The following is a 15,517-nucleotide window of genomic DNA, read 5'->3' on the forward strand; positions in this document are numbered from 1 at the left end:
GGCGCTGACCTGGGACCCTGACCTTCAGAGTCGTTGGGAAATCCAACGTTCTGCTCAGGTCTCTCTCAGAGTTGGTACTTACAGTTAAATCCTGAAGAACCAAGTAGAACGTTCAAGAACCGGTTCGCCGAGCCGGTGCGTTCCGTCCCACACCCGACGAAAGAGAACCCGCATAAGCGAGGTCTATATGACGTCCCAGGAATCAGATGAGGGAGACACTCGTTTCGATCTCCGTGCCCAGCAGTCATCGCCCCGCAAAGGTCGCGAGGCCGATGACCTCGGCGTATCAGCCTCCAACCGCGCCGTAGCCGTCACCCTGGCACTGGGGATCGGGCTCATGGTGCTCATCCTTCTCCTCCCCTACATCAGCCGCTGAACCCGCCGCTTCATTGCTCCTTCTGCCCTCGAGGGGCGGATACGCTTGAAGCGCGATGAGTACCAAGAAAAAGAAGAAGCCGGCGACGACGTCGAAGCGCAGCTCCTCCAGACAGTCCAGCTCCGCGCGCCGCAGCTCATCTACCCCCCGCTCAGGCAAGAAGTCCACCTCCTCCGGGCAGCGCTCGCAGAAGAACCCCAAACGTACGGGTGACCCTCGCGCCCGCACTTCCGCCCGGGGGACGCGCAGCTCTGCCCGCAGCGGCACTGATCAGCGCACCGCCGGTCAGCGTGCAGCGCGCGGGTCCATGCAGCTCGCCCGGTACCTGTGGGCGGTGGTCACCGCCCTGCTTATTGCCGCCCTGCTGTTCCAGGCCACTATGATCTGGATGCTGGGCGTGGGCATCTACATGGTCGCCGTGGCCGAGTTCACCGGCTTGTGGCTGATCATCTCCGGCTACGTGATGGCATGTCTTCCTGCCGCCTTCGGCCTGCTCATCGCGACCGGACGGTTCTGGTTTAGCCTGACCCACGCCCTGTGGATCGGCCTCATCTACAGCATCGTCGGGTTCCTGTTCCTGGACCAGATCCTCGCCTACTTCTGATGACCCTTCCGGCGCACCGGGGGACCACTCAGAAGTCGCGCGCCATGTCCTTGAAACGGGCGTAGTGACCCTGGAAGGCCACCACAATGTCCTTGGTGGGACCGTTACGGTTCTTGGCCACAATGATGTCAGCCTCGCCGGCGCGCTCCGACTCCTTGTCATAGACCTCAGGCCGGTGCAGCAGGATGACCATATCGGCGTCCTGCTCGATGGAACCCGATTCGCGAAGGTCCGAGACCTGCGGTTTCTTATCCGGGCGCTGCTCGGAGCCGCGGTTCAGCTGGGAGAGCGCAATAATCGGCACGTCGAGTTCCTTGGCCAGCAGCTTCAGGGTTCGCGAGAACTCGCTGACCTCCTGCTGACGCGATTCCACACGCTTGCCCGAGGAGAGCAGCTGCAGGTAGTCCAGCACCACGAGCTTGAGGTTGTTGCGCTGCTTGAGGCGACGGCACTTGGCCCGGATCTCCATCAGGGACATGTTCGGCGAGTCATCAATGAACAGCGGCACGGAGTCCAGCTTGTCCACGGCCTGGGAGATCTTCTCCCAGTCCGAGTCCTGCAGACGCCCCTTGCGCAGATCGGCGAACTGCACCTGTGACTCGGCGGAAAGGAGCCTGGTGGCGATCTCGTTGCGCCCCATCTCCAGGGAGAAGAAGGCCGCCGCCATGTTGTGGCCCACTGCGGCGGAGCGGGCGAAGTCCAGGGCCAAGGTGGACTTACCCATCGCCGGACGGGCGGCGACGATGATCATCTGACCACCGTGGAACCCGTGGGTCAGCTCATCGAGGTCCCGGAAGCCGGTGGGGATTCCCGTCAGGGAACCGTCGTGGGAGGCATTGACCTCGATCTCATCGATCGTGGGCGCCAGCACCTCCGAGAGGCGCACATAGTCCTCGGTCTGCCGGTTCTCGGCGACGTTGTAGATCTCCGACTGCGCCTCGTTGACGATCGCGTCAACCTCACCGTCGGCAGAGTGACCCAGCTGCACGATCTTGGTCCCGGCCTCCACCAGGCGGCGAAGGATGGCGCGTTCGCGCACAATTTCGGCGTAGAAGGCGGCGTTGGCCGCGGTCGGCACCGACTGAGCGAGGTTGTGGAGGTAGGCGGGTCCGCCCACGCGCTGCAGCTGCTGCTTCTTGGTCAGGTGGTCGGAGATGGTGACGACGTCGGCGGGCTCGCCCCGGCCGTAGAGGTCCACGATCGCCTCGTAGATCATCTCGTGAGCGGGCCGGTAGAAGTCACGTCCCCGAAGGATCTCGACCACGTCGGCGATCGCGTCCTTGGAGAGCATCATGCCGCCGAGCACCGACTGTTCGGCGACCATATCCTGCGGCGGGGTCCGGGATTCGGCTCCTGCCCCGGTGCCGGGGTCGTAGGTTTCCATTGTCACCCCACCAGGGTACCCGTCAGGAAGGGGCCCCTGGACTCTGCTCCAGGGGTGCCCGCAGACCGTAGACCAGGCCCGCCAGCCACGTCCTCATGGCTCTGCGGGCCTGCCTGGTGTCGGGGTACCGGCACCGCAGATGCAGTCCTGAGTCATTGATCACAAACCAGATCATGACACCGTTGGTGCGGATGACCGCAGAGATGTGCTGGGGGTTCAGCTCCTCGGAGACGTTGACCGGGAGCTTGCGGTGATCCAGCCAGCTCATGGCAAACATTCCCGGGTCCTGAGGCATGCCTCCGTAGGGCCGCATAATGGGCGCCAACGGGTAGGAGCCCAGCCTGATGGCCTCCTTGACCGCCGCATAGGAGGCGCGGATATCGTCGTCGTCGTTCTCCAGCACCGAGTTGGTGATGAACCACCCCACGGAGTTGAACCAGCGGGGATCCTCGCGGGAATGGACGGGGAAGACCGCACGCAGCGGCTGGCCGCTGAGCTCCCGGGCCAGGCGCGTCATCACTGAGACCGCCAGGGCGATCAGCCGAACCCCGCGCTGCCTGGCATGGTCCTCCACAAAGGCCAGCTCCTCCGCATCGAAGACGTCCCGGACCTCGACGACCTCATCGGCCGGGGCGGTGATGTCCCCCAGCGCCAGGGGGAAGCTGGGCATAGCTCCCCCACCGGCTTCTAAGATCTCCCGCCACCGGGTGACGACCTCCTCCGGGGGGAACGGCTTGTTCTCAAACAGGGCGGAGTGGTCCGCGAAGGGCTCGGCCTCCGGCAGCTGCGCACCGACGGGCTGTCCGCTCAGCACGTCGGCCAGGCACGCGTTGAGGTCCCGGACGAGCACCAGCAGTGACCAGGCGTCCACATGGGAGTGGTCCGAGCCGATGATGATCTGCGGGGTCCGCAGGCTGCCGCGCCCAGGCTCGGTGCCAGGAACGTCCTCGATGACGCACAGACGGTAGGAGGGCGCCCCGAAGGGGTCGCACACGGTGTCGAAGTGGGCCCGCAGGGCGGCGCGGACCTCCGGCGCGGAGAGCACCTCACTGTCCCGCGGGGGCGCAGGGGTGGGGGCCGTGAACCCGCTGGCCGGGACACGTGCCGCCGGCGAGCGCAGCCGCTCCCAGGCTCCCGGCAACACCTGCACGCGCTGCAGGGTCAGATCAGTGTCCGGACCCCCGGAGCGGGCGGGCCCCTCGGCCTCGGCTGCAGCTCGGAGCGGTTCCGGCGTGGACGCACGTGCCGCGGGCGCCCACTCGAAGACGCTCTGGAGCGTGCCGTGACGGGCGACGACGGCAAGCCACGCCTGTTCGATCTGCTCAAGGCTCGCGTGGGCCGGCAGCTGGAAGGAGACCCCCATCCAGGAGCCTGGCCTGGACCCGAAGCTGACGTGCCGGGACTGGTCGAAGGAGACCGGTAGCTGCGCGGAGGCTGCACCGCCTGAGGCCTCCGGGCTCAGGGGCTGCACCGCGACGGCGTAGCTGGAGAGCCTCCCGGCCTGGGTCTGCATCTGGGAGACGTTGGTCAGCCGCATACGGCGTAGTGTAGATGGGTAACCACAACCCCACATGTCAGCCGAGAAACCTGAAGTTAACAACTCGCACCAGGTCAGATCGGCTGCTGATGATCTCCGCGGCGGCAGCCGCCGAACAAGTCCGAGAAGGTGAACCGCAGGCCGTGGCCATTTTTCAGACTCACGGAGCCAAGATCTCCTATGAGCTTGAGGGCGAGGGACCCCTCTTTGTGCAGCTGCACGGGCTGACCTCCTCTGCGGCGCGCGAGCAGCGCGCTGGGCTCGACATGAGTCGGGACCTGACCGGGTTCCGCGTACTGCGCTATGACGCGCGCGGTCACGGCTCCTCCACCGGACGGCCGGTGCCGGAAGACTACGTCTGGCCGAGGCTGGCCCAGGACCTGCTGGAGCTGCTGGACCATGTGGCCCCCGGGGAGCGGGTGCATGCGGCCGGACCTTCGATGGGCACGGCCACCCTGCTCTACGCTGCGCTGGAGACTCCCTCTCGATTCGCCACACTGAGCCTGCTGGTCCCGCCCACGGCATGGGAGTCACGGGCCGCGCAGGCGAAGTCCTACCTCTCTTCCGCGGACCTGGTGGAGAACGAGGGGATCGGGGCCTTTGTCAGGGTCAGTCGCTCCGTGCTGCCGCCCCCGGCGCTGGCTCAGCGCCGGCATGAGAAGGTCCCGGCCGCCAGTCAGGAGCTGCTCCCCTCGCTCTTCCGCGGGGCGGCACAGACGGATCTGCCTGCCCAGGCCCTGGTCTCACAGATATCGATCCCCACCCAGATTCTGGCGTGGGTGGATGATCATGCGCACCCGGTCTCTACGGCCCTGGCGCTGCACGAGCTCATCCCCGGCTCCGAGCTGAGCATTGCCGAGACTCCGGAAGACCTGGAGACGTGGCCGGCCAAGGCGGCGCGATTCATTGCTCGCCACCCGCTGGCGGCTTAGGTTCTCTGCGCACGGGCGTACGGGGATCCCGGACGGCACGACCGGGCCGCCGACACCGGCAGGATCACGAAGCCGCGGTCCGCAGACCTCGATGCCGTGATCCTCTTCCCAGTGCCGGCGTGGCCGGCGGCCCGATCATCGCCCATGTCCCTTCTTCAGTGGGTCTCAGGGCGGCCGCGAGGCGCATCCGTCCTGACACCCTGACTCCGGGCCGGGCAGGCCCGAAGCGTGGACGCGGATGCACGCTGAGGTGGGTCAGCCAATACCCGCGCCCGGGTGAATTCGTTTCCACCAGCTTCCGCACCGGTCCCGGTGCGGGGCTGATACCCAAAGGGACGCTTCACACTGTAGGGCTCGGGGTACCCCGGGGCAATAGCTCTGCTCACAAGCCCTGTGGATAAAGTGTGAAGTTGGCGGCGTGTCTTGTGAACAACCTGAGGGAAACCCTGTGGATTAGCGCGGATCGCCACCGTCGATGCTGCGCTGACCAGGGGAAATGTAGCGACACGCCTGTGGGGATAAATTTTTTTCGGACCGCTCTCTGTGTGTGACAACAGCTTGCCGTTTACCTGCTGTTGGGTGTATGGATATATCGCGGCGGCAAGTTTTCCACAGGATTTCCACACACTGGTGAAATCCCCTCGCGTAGTTCTTGCATCGCCCCATGTCAGGGCGGTGGCCTTTTTCTTTCAATTTTGAAATAATTAGATGGGCGCTTTCCCCGCCCGGAGTCGACGTCGTCGTCGTGCTTCTCGCTGTTGACCCTCAGGAGCCACACATGCAGTTCGGCATCTTCTCGATCGGCGATGTCACCCCGGACCCGACTACCGGACGCACCCCCACCGAGCACGAACGAATTCAGGCCACCGTCACCATCGCCAAGAAGGCCGAGGAGGTGGGTCTGGACGTGTTCGCGATCGGCCAGCATCACAACCCGCCTTTCATCGCCCCGGCGAACCCGCCGATCTTCATGGCCCACATCGCCGCCCAGACACAGCGGATCATCCTCTCCACCGCTACCACGCTGATCACCACCACGGACCCGGTGCGTGTTGCCGAGGACTACGCCTACGTGCAGCATCTGGCCGAGGGGCGCGTAGACCTGACACTGGGCCGCGGCAACACCGGTCCCGTCTATCCCTGGTTCGGCAAAGACATCCGGGCCGGGATCCCCCTGGCCGTGGAGAACTACGCCTTGCTGCACAAACTCTGGCGCGAAACGGAGGTGGACTGGCAGGGCCGCTACCGCACCCCCCTGCAGAACTTCACCGCCACACCGCGGCCGCTGGATGACACCCCGCCGTTCGTCTGGCACGGTTCCATCCGCTCCCCTGAGATCGCCGAGCAGGCCGCATACTACGGCGACGGATTCTTCCACAACAACATCTTCTGGAACCGCGAGCACACCGGCCGGATGATCGACCTCTACCGTGAGCGGTTCGAACACTACGGCCACGGCAGTGCCGATCAGGCTATCGTCGGGCTGGGGGGACAGGTCTTCATGCGCCGGAACTCCCAGGACGCGGTCCGCGAGTTCCGCCCCTACTTCGACCATGCCCCGGTCTACGGCGGCGGCCCCTCCCTAGAGGACTTCACGGAGATGACCCCGCTGACAGTCGGCACTCCAGAGCAGGTCATTGAGAAGACCTTGACCTTCAGTGAGTACGCCGGTCACTACCAGCGCCAGCTCTTCCTGATCGATCACGCCGGACTGCCGCTGAAGACCGTGCTGGAGCAGATCGACATGCTCGGTGAGGAGGTGGTCCCGGTGCTGCGGCGCGAGTTCGCCGCCCAGGCTCCGGAGACCACGCCGGAGGCACCCACCCACGAATGGTTGCGGCAGCGCCGCGCAGCCGGGCAGGAACCCGTCCCCGGGGGCGCACAGCCCCCGCAGTAGTCTCGGGAAGCCGGGGCCGGGCCGGGTCGCCCCTGCCTCCGGCCGGTTCAGGACTCCTGGCGCAGGCTCTCGGCAATGTCGCGGCGCTCGTTGGCCATGAGATGCAGCCCAAGGTCCTGAGAGAGTCTCTTGAACATCTCCACTCCCTGCACGCTGTTGCCCTCGTCGTCGAGCCTGGGAGCGAACGATGCCAGCCCCACCTGGCCGGGGAGCACCCCGATGATGCCTCCAGAGACTCCCGACTTGGCCGGGATGCCTACCTGAGCGAGCCACCGGCCGGAGGCGTCGTACATGCCGCACGTGGCCATCACGCTGAGCGTCTGACGGGCCGCGCGCTGGGAGACCACCCGTTCCCCCGTCTCCGGATGCAGGCCGTTGTTGGCTAGCGTGGCTGCCATCCGTGCGATGTCCTGGACCGTGACCAGCACCGAGCACTGATCGATATAGCCGCGTACCGCCTCCTCGGGCTCCACCTCGAGCACGCCATGAGTGCGCAGCATGTGCGCGATGGCCAGGTTGCGGTAGCCGTCGTCGTACTCCGCGTCTGCGGACTCCCAGTCCACCTGCAGGTCCCTGCCCGCAAAGGCACGCAGGCCGGCGAGGATGCGGGCACTGCGGCGCATGACAGACTCGCTCCGCTGGGCCTCCGAGGCGTCCCCGGGCTGCGGCAGCGGCTCATAGTCCTGAGGATCGACCAGCTGGTGGGTGGCAATGGCCCCGGCGTTGATCATGGGGTTCAGCGGCCGGCCGGTGCCGCCCTCTAAGGAGAGCTCATTGAAGGCCTCCCCCGAGGGCTCCATGCCCACAGCCTCCTGAACCCGTTCCAGGCCGAGGTCATCGATGGCCATGGCATAGACGAACGGCTTGGCGATCGACTGAATGGTGAACAGATGATCGGTGTCTCCAGCCGCGTACTCAGCCCCCTCCGCGGTGGTCAGTGCCAGCGCGTGCTGCCCCGGAACATCGCTGTCCAGGTCCTCGGCGTCGCTGGGCAGATGCCCCGAGGTGTCCTCCCCGCAGTCGGCGAGCACACGGGCGAGGTAGTCCTCCACGGGCTGGGTTTCGGCATGGTCAGTCATCGCTGGTCTCTCCTGTGGCCTGGGGGTACATCCTGGGCCCACGGTAGCGGTGCGGGCTGATCGTCGCCTTCATGCCGCACCCGGGTATCGGCGCCGGATACGCCAGAGCGGCCCCGGGAGAATCTCCCGGGGCCGCTCTGCTGTGCGAAGGTGTGAACCTCCGAACGGTGTCTTACTTGGCGGCGACGACCTGCAGGTCGACGTTCGCGGTGACGTCAGCGTGCAGCTTCACCGTCGCGGTGTAGTTGCCGGTGGACTTGATCCGCTCGGGGATCTCCACGGTGCGCTTGTCGATGGAGCCGAGGCCGGCAGCCTCGACAGCCTCAGCGACCTGGGCGGCGCCGACGGTGCCGAACAGGCGGCCGGAGTCGCCGGACTTGACGCTGATCTGCACGGGGGCAGACTGCAGCTTCTCGGCGATGGCCTGTGCTTCCTCGACGGTCGCGATCTCGCGGGCCTTGCGGGCGGCACGAATGCGCTCCACGTCCTTCTCTCCGCCCTTGGTCCAGGTCAGAGCGAAGCCGCGGGGCAGCAGGTAGTTGCGTGCGTAACCGTCCTTGACCTCGACGACGTCGCCGGGGGCACCGAGGCCAGTCACTTCCTGAGTCAGGATGAGCTTTGCCATATCAGTTGTTCCTTTCCTAATCCTCGGCCCGGATCAGCCGCGGCCTGCGCCGGAGTAGGGCAGCAGAGCCATCTCACGGGCGTTCTTGATCGCCTGGGCGATCTTGCGCTGCTCCTGGACGGAGACGCCGGTCACGCGACGTGCACGGATCTTGCCTCGGTCGGAAATGAACTTCCGCAGCAGGGCGGTGTCTTTGTAATCAATGACCTTGATGTCAGCAGCCTTCAGCGGGTTCGCCTTGGGCTTCGGCTTCTTCAGTTCAGCCTTTGCCATCGTGGTGCTCCTTGTCTTGTTCGGAGCCCGCACAGAGCTTCAGATCTAGTGCGGGATGGTGGATATTTCAGGTGGTTCTTCAGGCCCTTAGAAGGGGGGCTCGTTGCTCGGCGGAGTGTCCCAGCCGCCACCGGAGGAGGGCTGGCCGCCCCACGGGTCGGGGGTACCGCCGCTGTCGCCCCAGCTTCCGCCGGAGGAGGGCTGGCCGCCGAAGGACTCGGAGGCGCCGTAGCCTGCTCCACCGCCACCGCCGAAGCCACCGGAGCGGGATCCCCCGCCGCCCTGGCCTCCCTGGCGCTGGACCTGTGCAGTGGCGAAGCGCAGCGAGGGGCCGATCTCATCAACGTCGAGCTCCCAGGAGGTGCGCTTCTCGCCCTCCTTGGTCTCGAAGCTGCGGGCCTTCAGCCGGCCCTGTGCGATGACGCGGGTTCCCTTAGTCAGCGATTCAGCAGCGTTCTCGGCTGCCTCACGCCACAGGGAGCAGCGCACGAACAGGGTCTCGCCGTCCTTGAACTCGTTGGTCTGACGGTCGAAGAACCGCGGGGTGGAGGCGATGACGAAGTTTGAGACCGCCGCACCCGAAGGGGTGAAGCGCAGCTCGGGGTCCGCCGTCAGGTTGCCCACCACGGTGATGATCGTTTCGCCGGCCATGCTCTTCTCCTAGCCTGATGTACCTAATGTTGGGGTGTGCCTGGTCCCTGAAGGGGATCAGGCGATCTTCTGGTCCTCGGGGCGGATGATCTTGGTGCGCAGAATAGTCTCATTCAGGCGCAGCAGACGGTCCAGCTCCTTGGCCGTGTCGGGGGTGGAGTGGAAGTTCACGACGGCGTAGATCGCCTCGTTCTTCTTCTGGATCTCGTAGGCCAGGCGACGACGTCCCCAGATGTCGATCTCCTCCACAGAGCCGCCGTCCTTCTTGACGAGCTCCATGTACTTGCCCAGAGTCGGCTCCACGGTGCGCTCATCCACCTCGGGGTCGACGAGCACCATCAGTTCATAGTGACGCATGTGTGAACCCACCTCCTTCGGTCTTGCGGTCACGGGATTTCCGTAACAGGAGGTTCAATCACGTCGAGTGTGCCTATGCACACAACTCATCAAGTTTACACGCCGAGGCAACCGTAAACGAATGCCGCGGTGGTGGTTCCGCGGGCGGAGTGCACCTTTTATCTACTGCTGCAGGTCAGCGGTGTAGAACGCGACGACGGCGTTGCGCAGGTGGGTCATGTCCTCAACTCCGCACATCTCGCGGGCGGAGTGCATGCTCAGCAGCGGGATCCCGACGTCCACCGTGCGGATGCCCAGGCGAGTTGCCGTCAGGGGGCCGATGGTGGAGCCACAGGGGATGTTGTTGTTGGCGACGAACTCCTGGGTCGGTACCGAAGCGGCACGGCAGACCTGGCGCCACATGGCGCTTCCTGCGGCGTCGGTGGTGTAGCGCTGGTTGGCATTGATCTTCAGCAGCGGACCGTGGTTGGGCAGGGGGCGGTTGCCCGGGTCGTGGCGCTCGGGGTAGTTCGGGTGCACAGCATGGCCGGCGTCGGCACTGATGTGCCAGGAGGCCGCGTAGGCCTGAGCGCGCTGGCCTGCGGTGGCCCCGTGTTCCTGGCCGGCCCGGCGTCCCAATCCCTCGTAGATCCGCCCCAGCACCTCTTCCAGGAAGGGCCCCGCCGCACCGGTACGCGTGGCCGAGCCGATCTCCTCATGGTCGAAGGCGGCGAGCAGAGGAATCACATGACCCGTCTCGGCCTCGTCCGCGGCCGTGATCAGCGCATCCAGCCCGGCGTAGACGGAGGAGAGGTTGTCCAGGCGGGCGGAGGCCAGAAACTCACCGGACCCGGCCTCAGCGACGGCTCCGGAGCCGAAGCGGGCCGGGGACTGGGCGTCGGCGACGACGATGTCGTAGCCGTCGATCTCCTCCGACTGAACTCCCGCAGCCTGGGCCAGGAGCTCCAGCACGTGGTCCTGACCCGTCGCCGCGCCGGTCAGGCCCAGCACCGGCATCGTGTGAGCCTGCTTGCCCAGCGTGAGGCCCTCGTTGACCTGCCGGTCCAGGTGGATGGCCAACTGCGGGATCCGCGCCACCGGTCCGGTGGAGACCAGGTGGGTGGCGCCGTCCCGGGTGATGAGACGGCCGGCCAGCCGCAGCTCGCGGTCCAACCAGGAGTTCAGCAGCGGACCGCCGTAGACCTCGACCCCGGCCTGCTCCCACCCGCAGGCGGTGGCTGAGGGGCGCGGCTTGAGCTTGAAGCCGGGCGAGTCGGTATGAGCACCCAGAATCCGCACGCCGGTGGTGGGGGAAGCGTGCCGAGGAGTCACCCAAGCGATGATCGCGCCCTCGCGGACCACCACGTAACGTCCCGGCTCTGTCGGCCAGTCCTGGTCCTCCCCCAGCTGGGTGAAGCCGGCACGCACCAGGCGGCCGGCCGCTGCGTGGGCGGCGTGGTAGGACGACGGCGACTCTGTGACGAAGCGGCTCAGCTCTTCGATCAGCGCATCAGTGCTGGTGGGCATGGCGTTCATCCTACGAGACCCGCTTGGTAGACGTAGACCACGGCCTGCACACGGTCACGCAGCTGGAGTTTGGTGAGGATACGCCGCACGTGGGTCTTCACCGTGGCCTCGGAGAGAAAGAACTTTGCGGCGATCTCCGCATTGGACAGGCCCTCGGCCACCGCGAAGAGCACCTCGGTCTCGCGCTGGGTCAGCGGCTCTCTGGGCACTCCGTCATTGAGCGCCGCGGCGATCTCCGCCCCGGTGGGGGTGAGCGGTGCGGCCGGACCCTGAGCCGAGGGCACCTGACCTGCGGCCAGCCCGGGCGTCTCCACATGCCCACGCTGTGCGGGGGAGTGCGCCTGCTGGGCCGCGCCGAATGCTTCTCCAGCTCCTTCTGGTCTGCGCACATACATCTCCAGCAGCCGCTGGGTGATGCGCGGGGCCACCACGGCATCACCGGAGGCCACCACGCGCACCGCGCTGACCAGATCCGCCGGCTCGACGTCCTTGAGCAGGAACGCGCTGGCTCCGGCCTGCAGCCCCGAGAATGCGTACTCGTCCAAGTCGAAGGTGGTGAGGATGATGACCTTGGTGTCGCACCAGCGCTCCACGATCTTGCCGGTGGCCTCAATCCCGTCCATGCGCGGCATGCGCACGTCCATCAGCACCACATCAGGGCGGTCCTCACCCAGGGACTCCAGCGTGGCCAGTGCCTCGGCACCGTCAGCCGCCTCGGCGATGACCTCCAGGTCATCCTCCCCTTCGAGGATGAGCTTGAAGCCCATGCGCAGCAGGTGCTGATCATCGACCAGCATTACGCGGATGGGCCCGGTTCGCGGCGCCTCTGCGGCCACCTCTGCGGCCTCGGCCTCCACGCCGTCCTGTCCGGGTGCTGAGTTCTGCGTCATCGTGTCCCCTCGTCTGCTGTGTCCGTACTGGGCGTGCATCGTCATCGCCCGGCCTTCTTCTTCTCAGCCGCCGCGGGCGGCTCCAGCACCGCCCGTACCACCCAGCCGCGGTGTTTCAGCGGTCCGGCGTAGATCGAACCGTTGTAGAAGCCGGCGCGTTCCTGCATCCCCTGGATCCCCAGTCCCGAGCCTACCGATTCGCGCCGCGAGCCGTCCGGGGTCGCCAGACCGTCGTCGGTGACGGTGATGGCCACCTCCGGGGAGTGGTTCAGCCCCAGAGCCTCCTGGTCTGCAGCGCTGAGTCCTTGCAGGGAAAGACGGTCGCGTTCGGACTGGCTCGCCCCTTCGCGGTGCTCGATGCGCACCTCGACCTCGGTGACCTGCCGTCCGTAGCGCAGCACATTGGTCAGCGCCTCCTGGATGATGCGGTGAACCGTCAGGCCGAACGCGGTGTCCTCCGGAAGCGGCGGGCCAGTGTGGGTGACAGTCAGCGGCAGCCCTGCCTGACGGAAACCCTCGTAGAGCTCTTCCAGGGACTCCTGCACGGGGCGGCGAGCCTGCCCGACGTCCTCCCCCTTCTTCAGCACACCGATGACCCGGCGCATGTCGGCGAGCGCACTGCGCCCGGTGCCGGCGAGCTCATCGAGCACTTCCAAGGCCCGCTGCGGATCCTTCTTCACCACCACACGAGCACCGTCGGCCAGGGAGATCATCACCGAGAGAGAATGCGCGACGACGTCATGCATCTCGCGTGCAATCCTGTTCCGCTCTCCGACCTGGGCCAGCTCCCGCGAACGGCGGGCCCATTCCAGCATTTCGCGTTCGTGGAGCCGGCCGCGGCGCACGGCCGCGCCGATGCCCGCGGAGACGCCGGCCAGCACGGTCATGATGGGGGCGATCGTGGCCATAAAGGTCATGGTGGTGACCTCGGTGAGCTCGGTCATCAGCGGCTCCCCGTGCTGAGCCACCCAGGCCTGAGCGCGCAGACCCGGCACATAGGAGAGCGCAGTGCCGATCACTGCCGCCGGAAGTCCCCATTTCAGGCCGCGCGCCAGCCCCACGCAGTACAGCGCGAAGCACAGTCCGATCAGCTGGGCGTTGTGCCAGGGGTAGATCCACAGCGCGGCAGCCTCCAGCACCACGATGACGCCGGTGATCAGCAGCGGCCTCCAGTGACGCAAGGCCAAGGCCGCGGCGATGAGGCCGTTCAGGCTCAGCACCCACCACCAGTGCTCACCCATGTCGTTGAAGAGCAGGCCGAGGTTTCCGCAGGAGAGCAACAGATAGATGACGACGACGATGGCGTCCATCACCCGCGGGTGCCGGCGCAGCCACCCGCGCACACCACGACGCCGGAGCAGCCCCATCTCCTCCCAGTCTGTGGAGGGTGAGGGGTGATCCGGCGCCGGGTGAGGGTCCGTCGTCGTCATCATCTCGACTTTAGAGCGTCATGCGGGTGAAGCCTCACACGTCGCGGCGCTGGAAGGTCACCCAGCCCAGCACGAAGGGCACGGCCGTCCAGATCACCAGGCCCAGGGTGGACTGCCACAGCTCCAGAGTGCCCAGCCCGAGGAACTCCATGGCATCCACAGAGGTCTCCGAGGGCGGGGAGGTGAACTGGGTGATGAGGTAGGAGAAGTCGCTCTGGGCCAGCGCGACTGCCCAGTCCGCGCCGTCTGAGACGCCGAGGATGATCGTGAAGACCACCTGCAGCACGAACACGATGACGGTGAGCACCACGATGCCGCCTGCGGAGCTGCGCAGCAGCGCGCCCAGGCCGAAGCCCAGCAGTCCGGTCAGCACCACCGCGATCCAGTGGGTGAGGTAGATGTAGGCGACGTCGGAGTCGGTGAAGGGAGCGGTGAGCTCAAGTTCCCCGCCCAGGAGCACGGCCAGCACGTGGCAGGCGATGATCAGCACCGCGGTCACCACCGCGATGAGGATGGTCAGCGCCAGCGCCTTGCCCAGGTAGAGCATGCTTCGGCGAGGCACCGCGGTCATGGAGGAGCGGATGGCGCCGGTAGTGAACTCCGTGGTCATGCAGATGACCGCCAGAGCGCCCAGCAGCAGCAGGGCGAAGTACATGCCCGCCATGGCGCTCTCCGCGAGCATGGCCTGGGACTCGCCTTCGCTCCACTGGGAGAGGCTCCAGGCGACGCTGCCGGCGATCAGCAGGCTCAGACCCAGGGTGATGGCGGAGAGCCAGTAAGTGGTGCGCAGTGCCAGCAGTTTGGCCAGCTCTGAGCGCACGACGCCGATGAAGCTCAGTCCGCTCAGGGACGGGTCGGGGGTAAAGACCGGCCGCTGCGGTTCTGTGGGTGCGTGTGCGGTGTTCATGCCTGTCCTCCTGCTTCGAAGCCGGCGGAGCCGCCGGAACGGTATTCGACGTGGTCGCCGGTCAGGCGCATGTAGGAGTCCTCGAGGCTGGACTTCTGCGGAGTCAGCTCGTGGACTGCGACACCGGTATCCAGTGCGCGGCGGCCGATGGTGCGGGGGTCGAGCCCGATGACCTCGAAGGTCTCGGCGTCAATGCTGCGCAGGGTCACCTCGGGGGCCTGCAGGGCGTTCATCAGGGTGGAGCTCTGCTCGGCGCGCACCAGCACGCGCTGGTCGCTTCCGGAGTCGATGAACTCCTGAATGGGCGCATCGGCCAGGATGCGGCCGCGTCCCAGGACGATCAGGTGATCGGCGGTCTGGGCCATCTCGCTCATCAGGTGGCTGGAGACGAAGACCGTGCGTCCCTCGGCGGCGAGCTGGCGGGCCATCTGGCGCACCCAGCGCACACCCTCGGGGTCGAGGCCGTTGACGGGCTCGTCGAAGATGAGCACTGCGGGGTCGCCCAGCAGGGCGGCTGCGATGCCCAGGCGCTGGTTCATGCCCAGGGAGTAGCTCTTGATGCGTTTGCTGGCGGCGGATCCCAGGCCGGTCATCTCGATGACCTGGTCCACTCGGGAAGAGGGGATGCCGTGGGTGGTGGCCAGGACCTTCAGGTGCTGCCGGCCGGTGCGTCCGGGATGGGTGGCGCCGGCGTCGAGCACTGCGCCCACGGTGCGCAGCGGCGCCCGGTGGGCGGCGAAGGGCTTGCCGGCAATGGTGATGGAGCCGCTGGTGGGGCGGTCCAGTCCCATGGCCATGCGCATGGTGGTGGATTTTCCGGAGCCGTTGGGCCCCAGGAAGCCTGTGACGGTGCCGGGCTGCAGCTGGAAGCTGATCCCGTCTACGGCAGTCTTGGAGCCGTAGGTTTTCCGCAGATTCTCAGCGGTGATCATGGGGGTTCTCCGATCTGTGCCGGTTGATGACGTTCGTTGGCATCGGTGATCAATCCGGTGATTACCAACCTAGGTCCGCCGCCGGCATGAGGTCATCAGCCTCAGTGCTGATATCACCGGGCCGCCCGGGCGCGAGC

Annotated in this window: 16 protein-coding genes; 4 read left to right on the forward strand and 12 right to left on the reverse strand. The window is 66.4% G+C overall.

The window, feature by feature from the left end:
- Nucleotides 1-187 precede the first annotated feature (187 nt).
- Together RH857_RS06410 and RH857_RS06415 are read left to right on the forward strand one after the other, a co-directional pair.
- Entirely contained in the window at nt 188-376 is a 189-nt protein-coding gene (locus RH857_RS06410) for a hypothetical protein (RefSeq protein WP_310537144.1), read from the forward strand.
- A gap of 55 nt (nt 377-431) precedes the next feature.
- On the forward strand, nt 432-980 hold the full coding sequence (locus RH857_RS06415) for a hypothetical protein (RefSeq protein ID WP_310537145.1): 549 nt from the start codon (nt 432-434) through the stop codon (nt 978-980).
- 28 nt (nt 981-1,008) lie between these two features.
- Here the strand turns inward: RH857_RS06415 and dnaB are convergent, their stop codons facing one another.
- Together dnaB and RH857_RS06425 are read right to left on the reverse strand one after the other, a co-directional pair.
- The gene (gene dnaB, locus RH857_RS06420) at nt 1,009-2,370 is read right to left on the reverse strand and encodes a replicative DNA helicase (protein ID WP_374761125.1); all 1,362 of its coding nucleotides are present in this window, start codon (nt 2,368-2,370) and stop codon (nt 1,009-1,011) included.
- A gap of 16 nt (nt 2,371-2,386) precedes the next feature.
- Entirely contained in the window at nt 2,387-3,901 is a 1,515-nt protein-coding gene (locus tag RH857_RS06425; protein WP_310537146.1) for a peptide synthetase, read from the reverse strand.
- A gap of 143 nt (nt 3,902-4,044) precedes the next feature.
- On the opposite strand from RH857_RS06425, the gene RH857_RS06430 reads away from it, so the two are divergent.
- Together RH857_RS06430 and RH857_RS06435 are read left to right on the forward strand one after the other, a co-directional pair.
- Nucleotides 4,045-4,833: an alpha/beta fold hydrolase gene (locus tag RH857_RS06430; RefSeq protein ID WP_310537147.1), complete on the forward strand. Its 789-nt coding sequence runs from the start codon at nt 4,045-4,047 to the stop codon at nt 4,831-4,833.
- Between the two features lie 778 nt (nt 4,834-5,611).
- A complete protein-coding gene (locus RH857_RS06435; RefSeq protein WP_310537148.1) occupies nt 5,612-6,730 on the forward strand; it encodes an LLM class flavin-dependent oxidoreductase in 1,119 nt (372 codons plus the stop codon).
- A gap of 47 nt (nt 6,731-6,777) precedes the next feature.
- Here RH857_RS06435 and glsA read toward each other — a convergent pair whose 3' ends face one another.
- The 10 genes from glsA to RH857_RS06485 all read right to left on the reverse strand — a co-directional run bounded on the left by glsA (nt 6,778) and on the right by RH857_RS06485 (nt 15,380).
- Complete coding sequence (glsA, locus tag RH857_RS06440) at nt 6,778-7,809, reverse strand: glutaminase A (protein WP_310537149.1); 1,032 nt, start codon at nt 7,807-7,809, stop codon at nt 6,778-6,780.
- A 172-nt stretch (nt 7,810-7,981) separates the two neighbouring features.
- Complete coding sequence (gene rplI, locus RH857_RS06445) at nt 7,982-8,434, reverse strand: 50S ribosomal protein L9 (RefSeq protein WP_310537150.1); 453 nt, start codon at nt 8,432-8,434, stop codon at nt 7,982-7,984.
- 33 nt (nt 8,435-8,467) lie between these two features.
- On the reverse strand, nt 8,468-8,707 hold the full coding sequence (rpsR, locus tag RH857_RS06450) for a 30S ribosomal protein S18 (RefSeq protein ID WP_070159044.1): 240 nt from the start codon (nt 8,705-8,707) through the stop codon (nt 8,468-8,470).
- Between the two features lie 87 nt (nt 8,708-8,794).
- The gene (locus tag RH857_RS06455) at nt 8,795-9,358 is read right to left on the reverse strand and encodes a single-stranded DNA-binding protein (RefSeq protein WP_310537151.1); all 564 of its coding nucleotides are present in this window, start codon (nt 9,356-9,358) and stop codon (nt 8,795-8,797) included.
- A gap of 57 nt (nt 9,359-9,415) precedes the next feature.
- Nucleotides 9,416-9,715 (reverse strand): 30S ribosomal protein S6, encoded by a 300-nt coding sequence (gene rpsF, locus RH857_RS06460; RefSeq protein ID WP_310537152.1) that lies wholly within the window; start codon nt 9,713-9,715, stop codon nt 9,416-9,418.
- A gap of 162 nt (nt 9,716-9,877) precedes the next feature.
- Nucleotides 9,878-11,221, reverse strand: a complete 1,344-nt coding sequence (locus RH857_RS06465; protein WP_310537153.1) for a M18 family aminopeptidase — start codon at nt 11,219-11,221, stop codon at nt 9,878-9,880.
- Nucleotides 11,222-11,226: 5 nt separating this feature from the next.
- A complete protein-coding gene (locus RH857_RS06470) occupies nt 11,227-12,018 on the reverse strand; it encodes a response regulator transcription factor (protein WP_310537189.1) in 792 nt (263 codons plus the stop codon).
- Nucleotides 12,019-12,152: 134 nt separating this feature from the next.
- Nucleotides 12,153-13,541 (reverse strand): sensor histidine kinase, encoded by a 1,389-nt coding sequence (locus tag RH857_RS06475; protein ID WP_310537154.1) that lies wholly within the window; start codon nt 13,539-13,541, stop codon nt 12,153-12,155.
- Nucleotides 13,542-13,575: 34 nt separating this feature from the next.
- Entirely contained in the window at nt 13,576-14,448 is an 873-nt protein-coding gene (locus RH857_RS06480; protein ID WP_310537155.1) for an ABC transporter permease subunit, read from the reverse strand.
- Nucleotides 14,445-15,380 (reverse strand): ABC transporter ATP-binding protein, encoded by a 936-nt coding sequence (locus tag RH857_RS06485; RefSeq protein WP_310537156.1) that lies wholly within the window; start codon nt 15,378-15,380, stop codon nt 14,445-14,447. The genes RH857_RS06480 and RH857_RS06485 overlap by 4 nt, the downstream gene beginning before the upstream one ends.
- Nucleotides 15,381-15,517: the final 137 nt, after the last annotated feature.

The sequence above is a fragment of the Nesterenkonia flava genome (assembly GCF_031432335.1).
Classification (GTDB): domain Bacteria; phylum Actinomycetota; class Actinomycetes; order Actinomycetales; family Micrococcaceae; genus Nesterenkonia; species Nesterenkonia flava.

Bases quoted from the DNA above. Each gene is read 5' to 3' on its own strand.
- RH857_RS06410 (WP_310537144.1), top strand. From the start codon at position 188: ATGACGTCCCAGGAATCAGATGAGGGAGACACTCGTTTCGATCTCCGT.
- RH857_RS06415 (WP_310537145.1), top strand. From the start codon at position 432: ATGAGTACCAAGAAAAAGAAGAAGCCGGCGACGACGTCGAAGCGCAGC.
- RH857_RS06425 (WP_310537146.1), bottom strand. From the start codon at position 3,901: ATGCGGCTGACCAACGTCTCCCAGATGCAGACCCAGGCCGGGAGGCTC.
- RH857_RS06435 (WP_310537148.1), top strand. From the start codon at position 5,612: ATGCAGTTCGGCATCTTCTCGATCGGCGATGTCACCCCGGACCCGACT.
- glsA (WP_310537149.1), bottom strand. From the start codon at position 7,809: ATGACTGACCATGCCGAAACCCAGCCCGTGGAGGACTACCTCGCCCGT.
- rplI (WP_310537150.1), bottom strand. From the start codon at position 8,434: ATGGCAAAGCTCATCCTGACTCAGGAAGTGACTGGCCTCGGTGCCCCC.
- rpsR (WP_070159044.1), bottom strand. From the start codon at position 8,707: ATGGCAAAGGCTGAACTGAAGAAGCCGAAGCCCAAGGCGAACCCGCTG.
- RH857_RS06455 (WP_310537151.1), bottom strand. From the start codon at position 9,358: ATGGCCGGCGAAACGATCATCACCGTGGTGGGCAACCTGACGGCGGAC.
- rpsF (WP_310537152.1), bottom strand. From the start codon at position 9,715: ATGCGTCACTATGAACTGATGGTGCTCGTCGACCCCGAGGTGGATGAG.
- RH857_RS06465 (WP_310537153.1), bottom strand. From the start codon at position 11,221: ATGCCCACCAGCACTGATGCGCTGATCGAAGAGCTGAGCCGCTTCGTC.
- RH857_RS06470 (WP_310537189.1), bottom strand. From the start codon at position 12,018: ATGCTGGTCGATGATCAGCACCTGCTGCGCATGGGCTTCAAGCTCATC.
- RH857_RS06475 (WP_310537154.1), bottom strand. From the start codon at position 13,541: ATGACGACGACGGACCCTCACCCGGCGCCGGATCACCCCTCACCCTCC.
- RH857_RS06480 (WP_310537155.1), bottom strand. From the start codon at position 14,448: ATGAACACCGCACACGCACCCACAGAACCGCAGCGGCCGGTCTTTACC.
- RH857_RS06485 (WP_310537156.1), bottom strand. From the start codon at position 15,380: ATGATCACCGCTGAGAATCTGCGGAAAACCTACGGCTCCAAGACTGCC.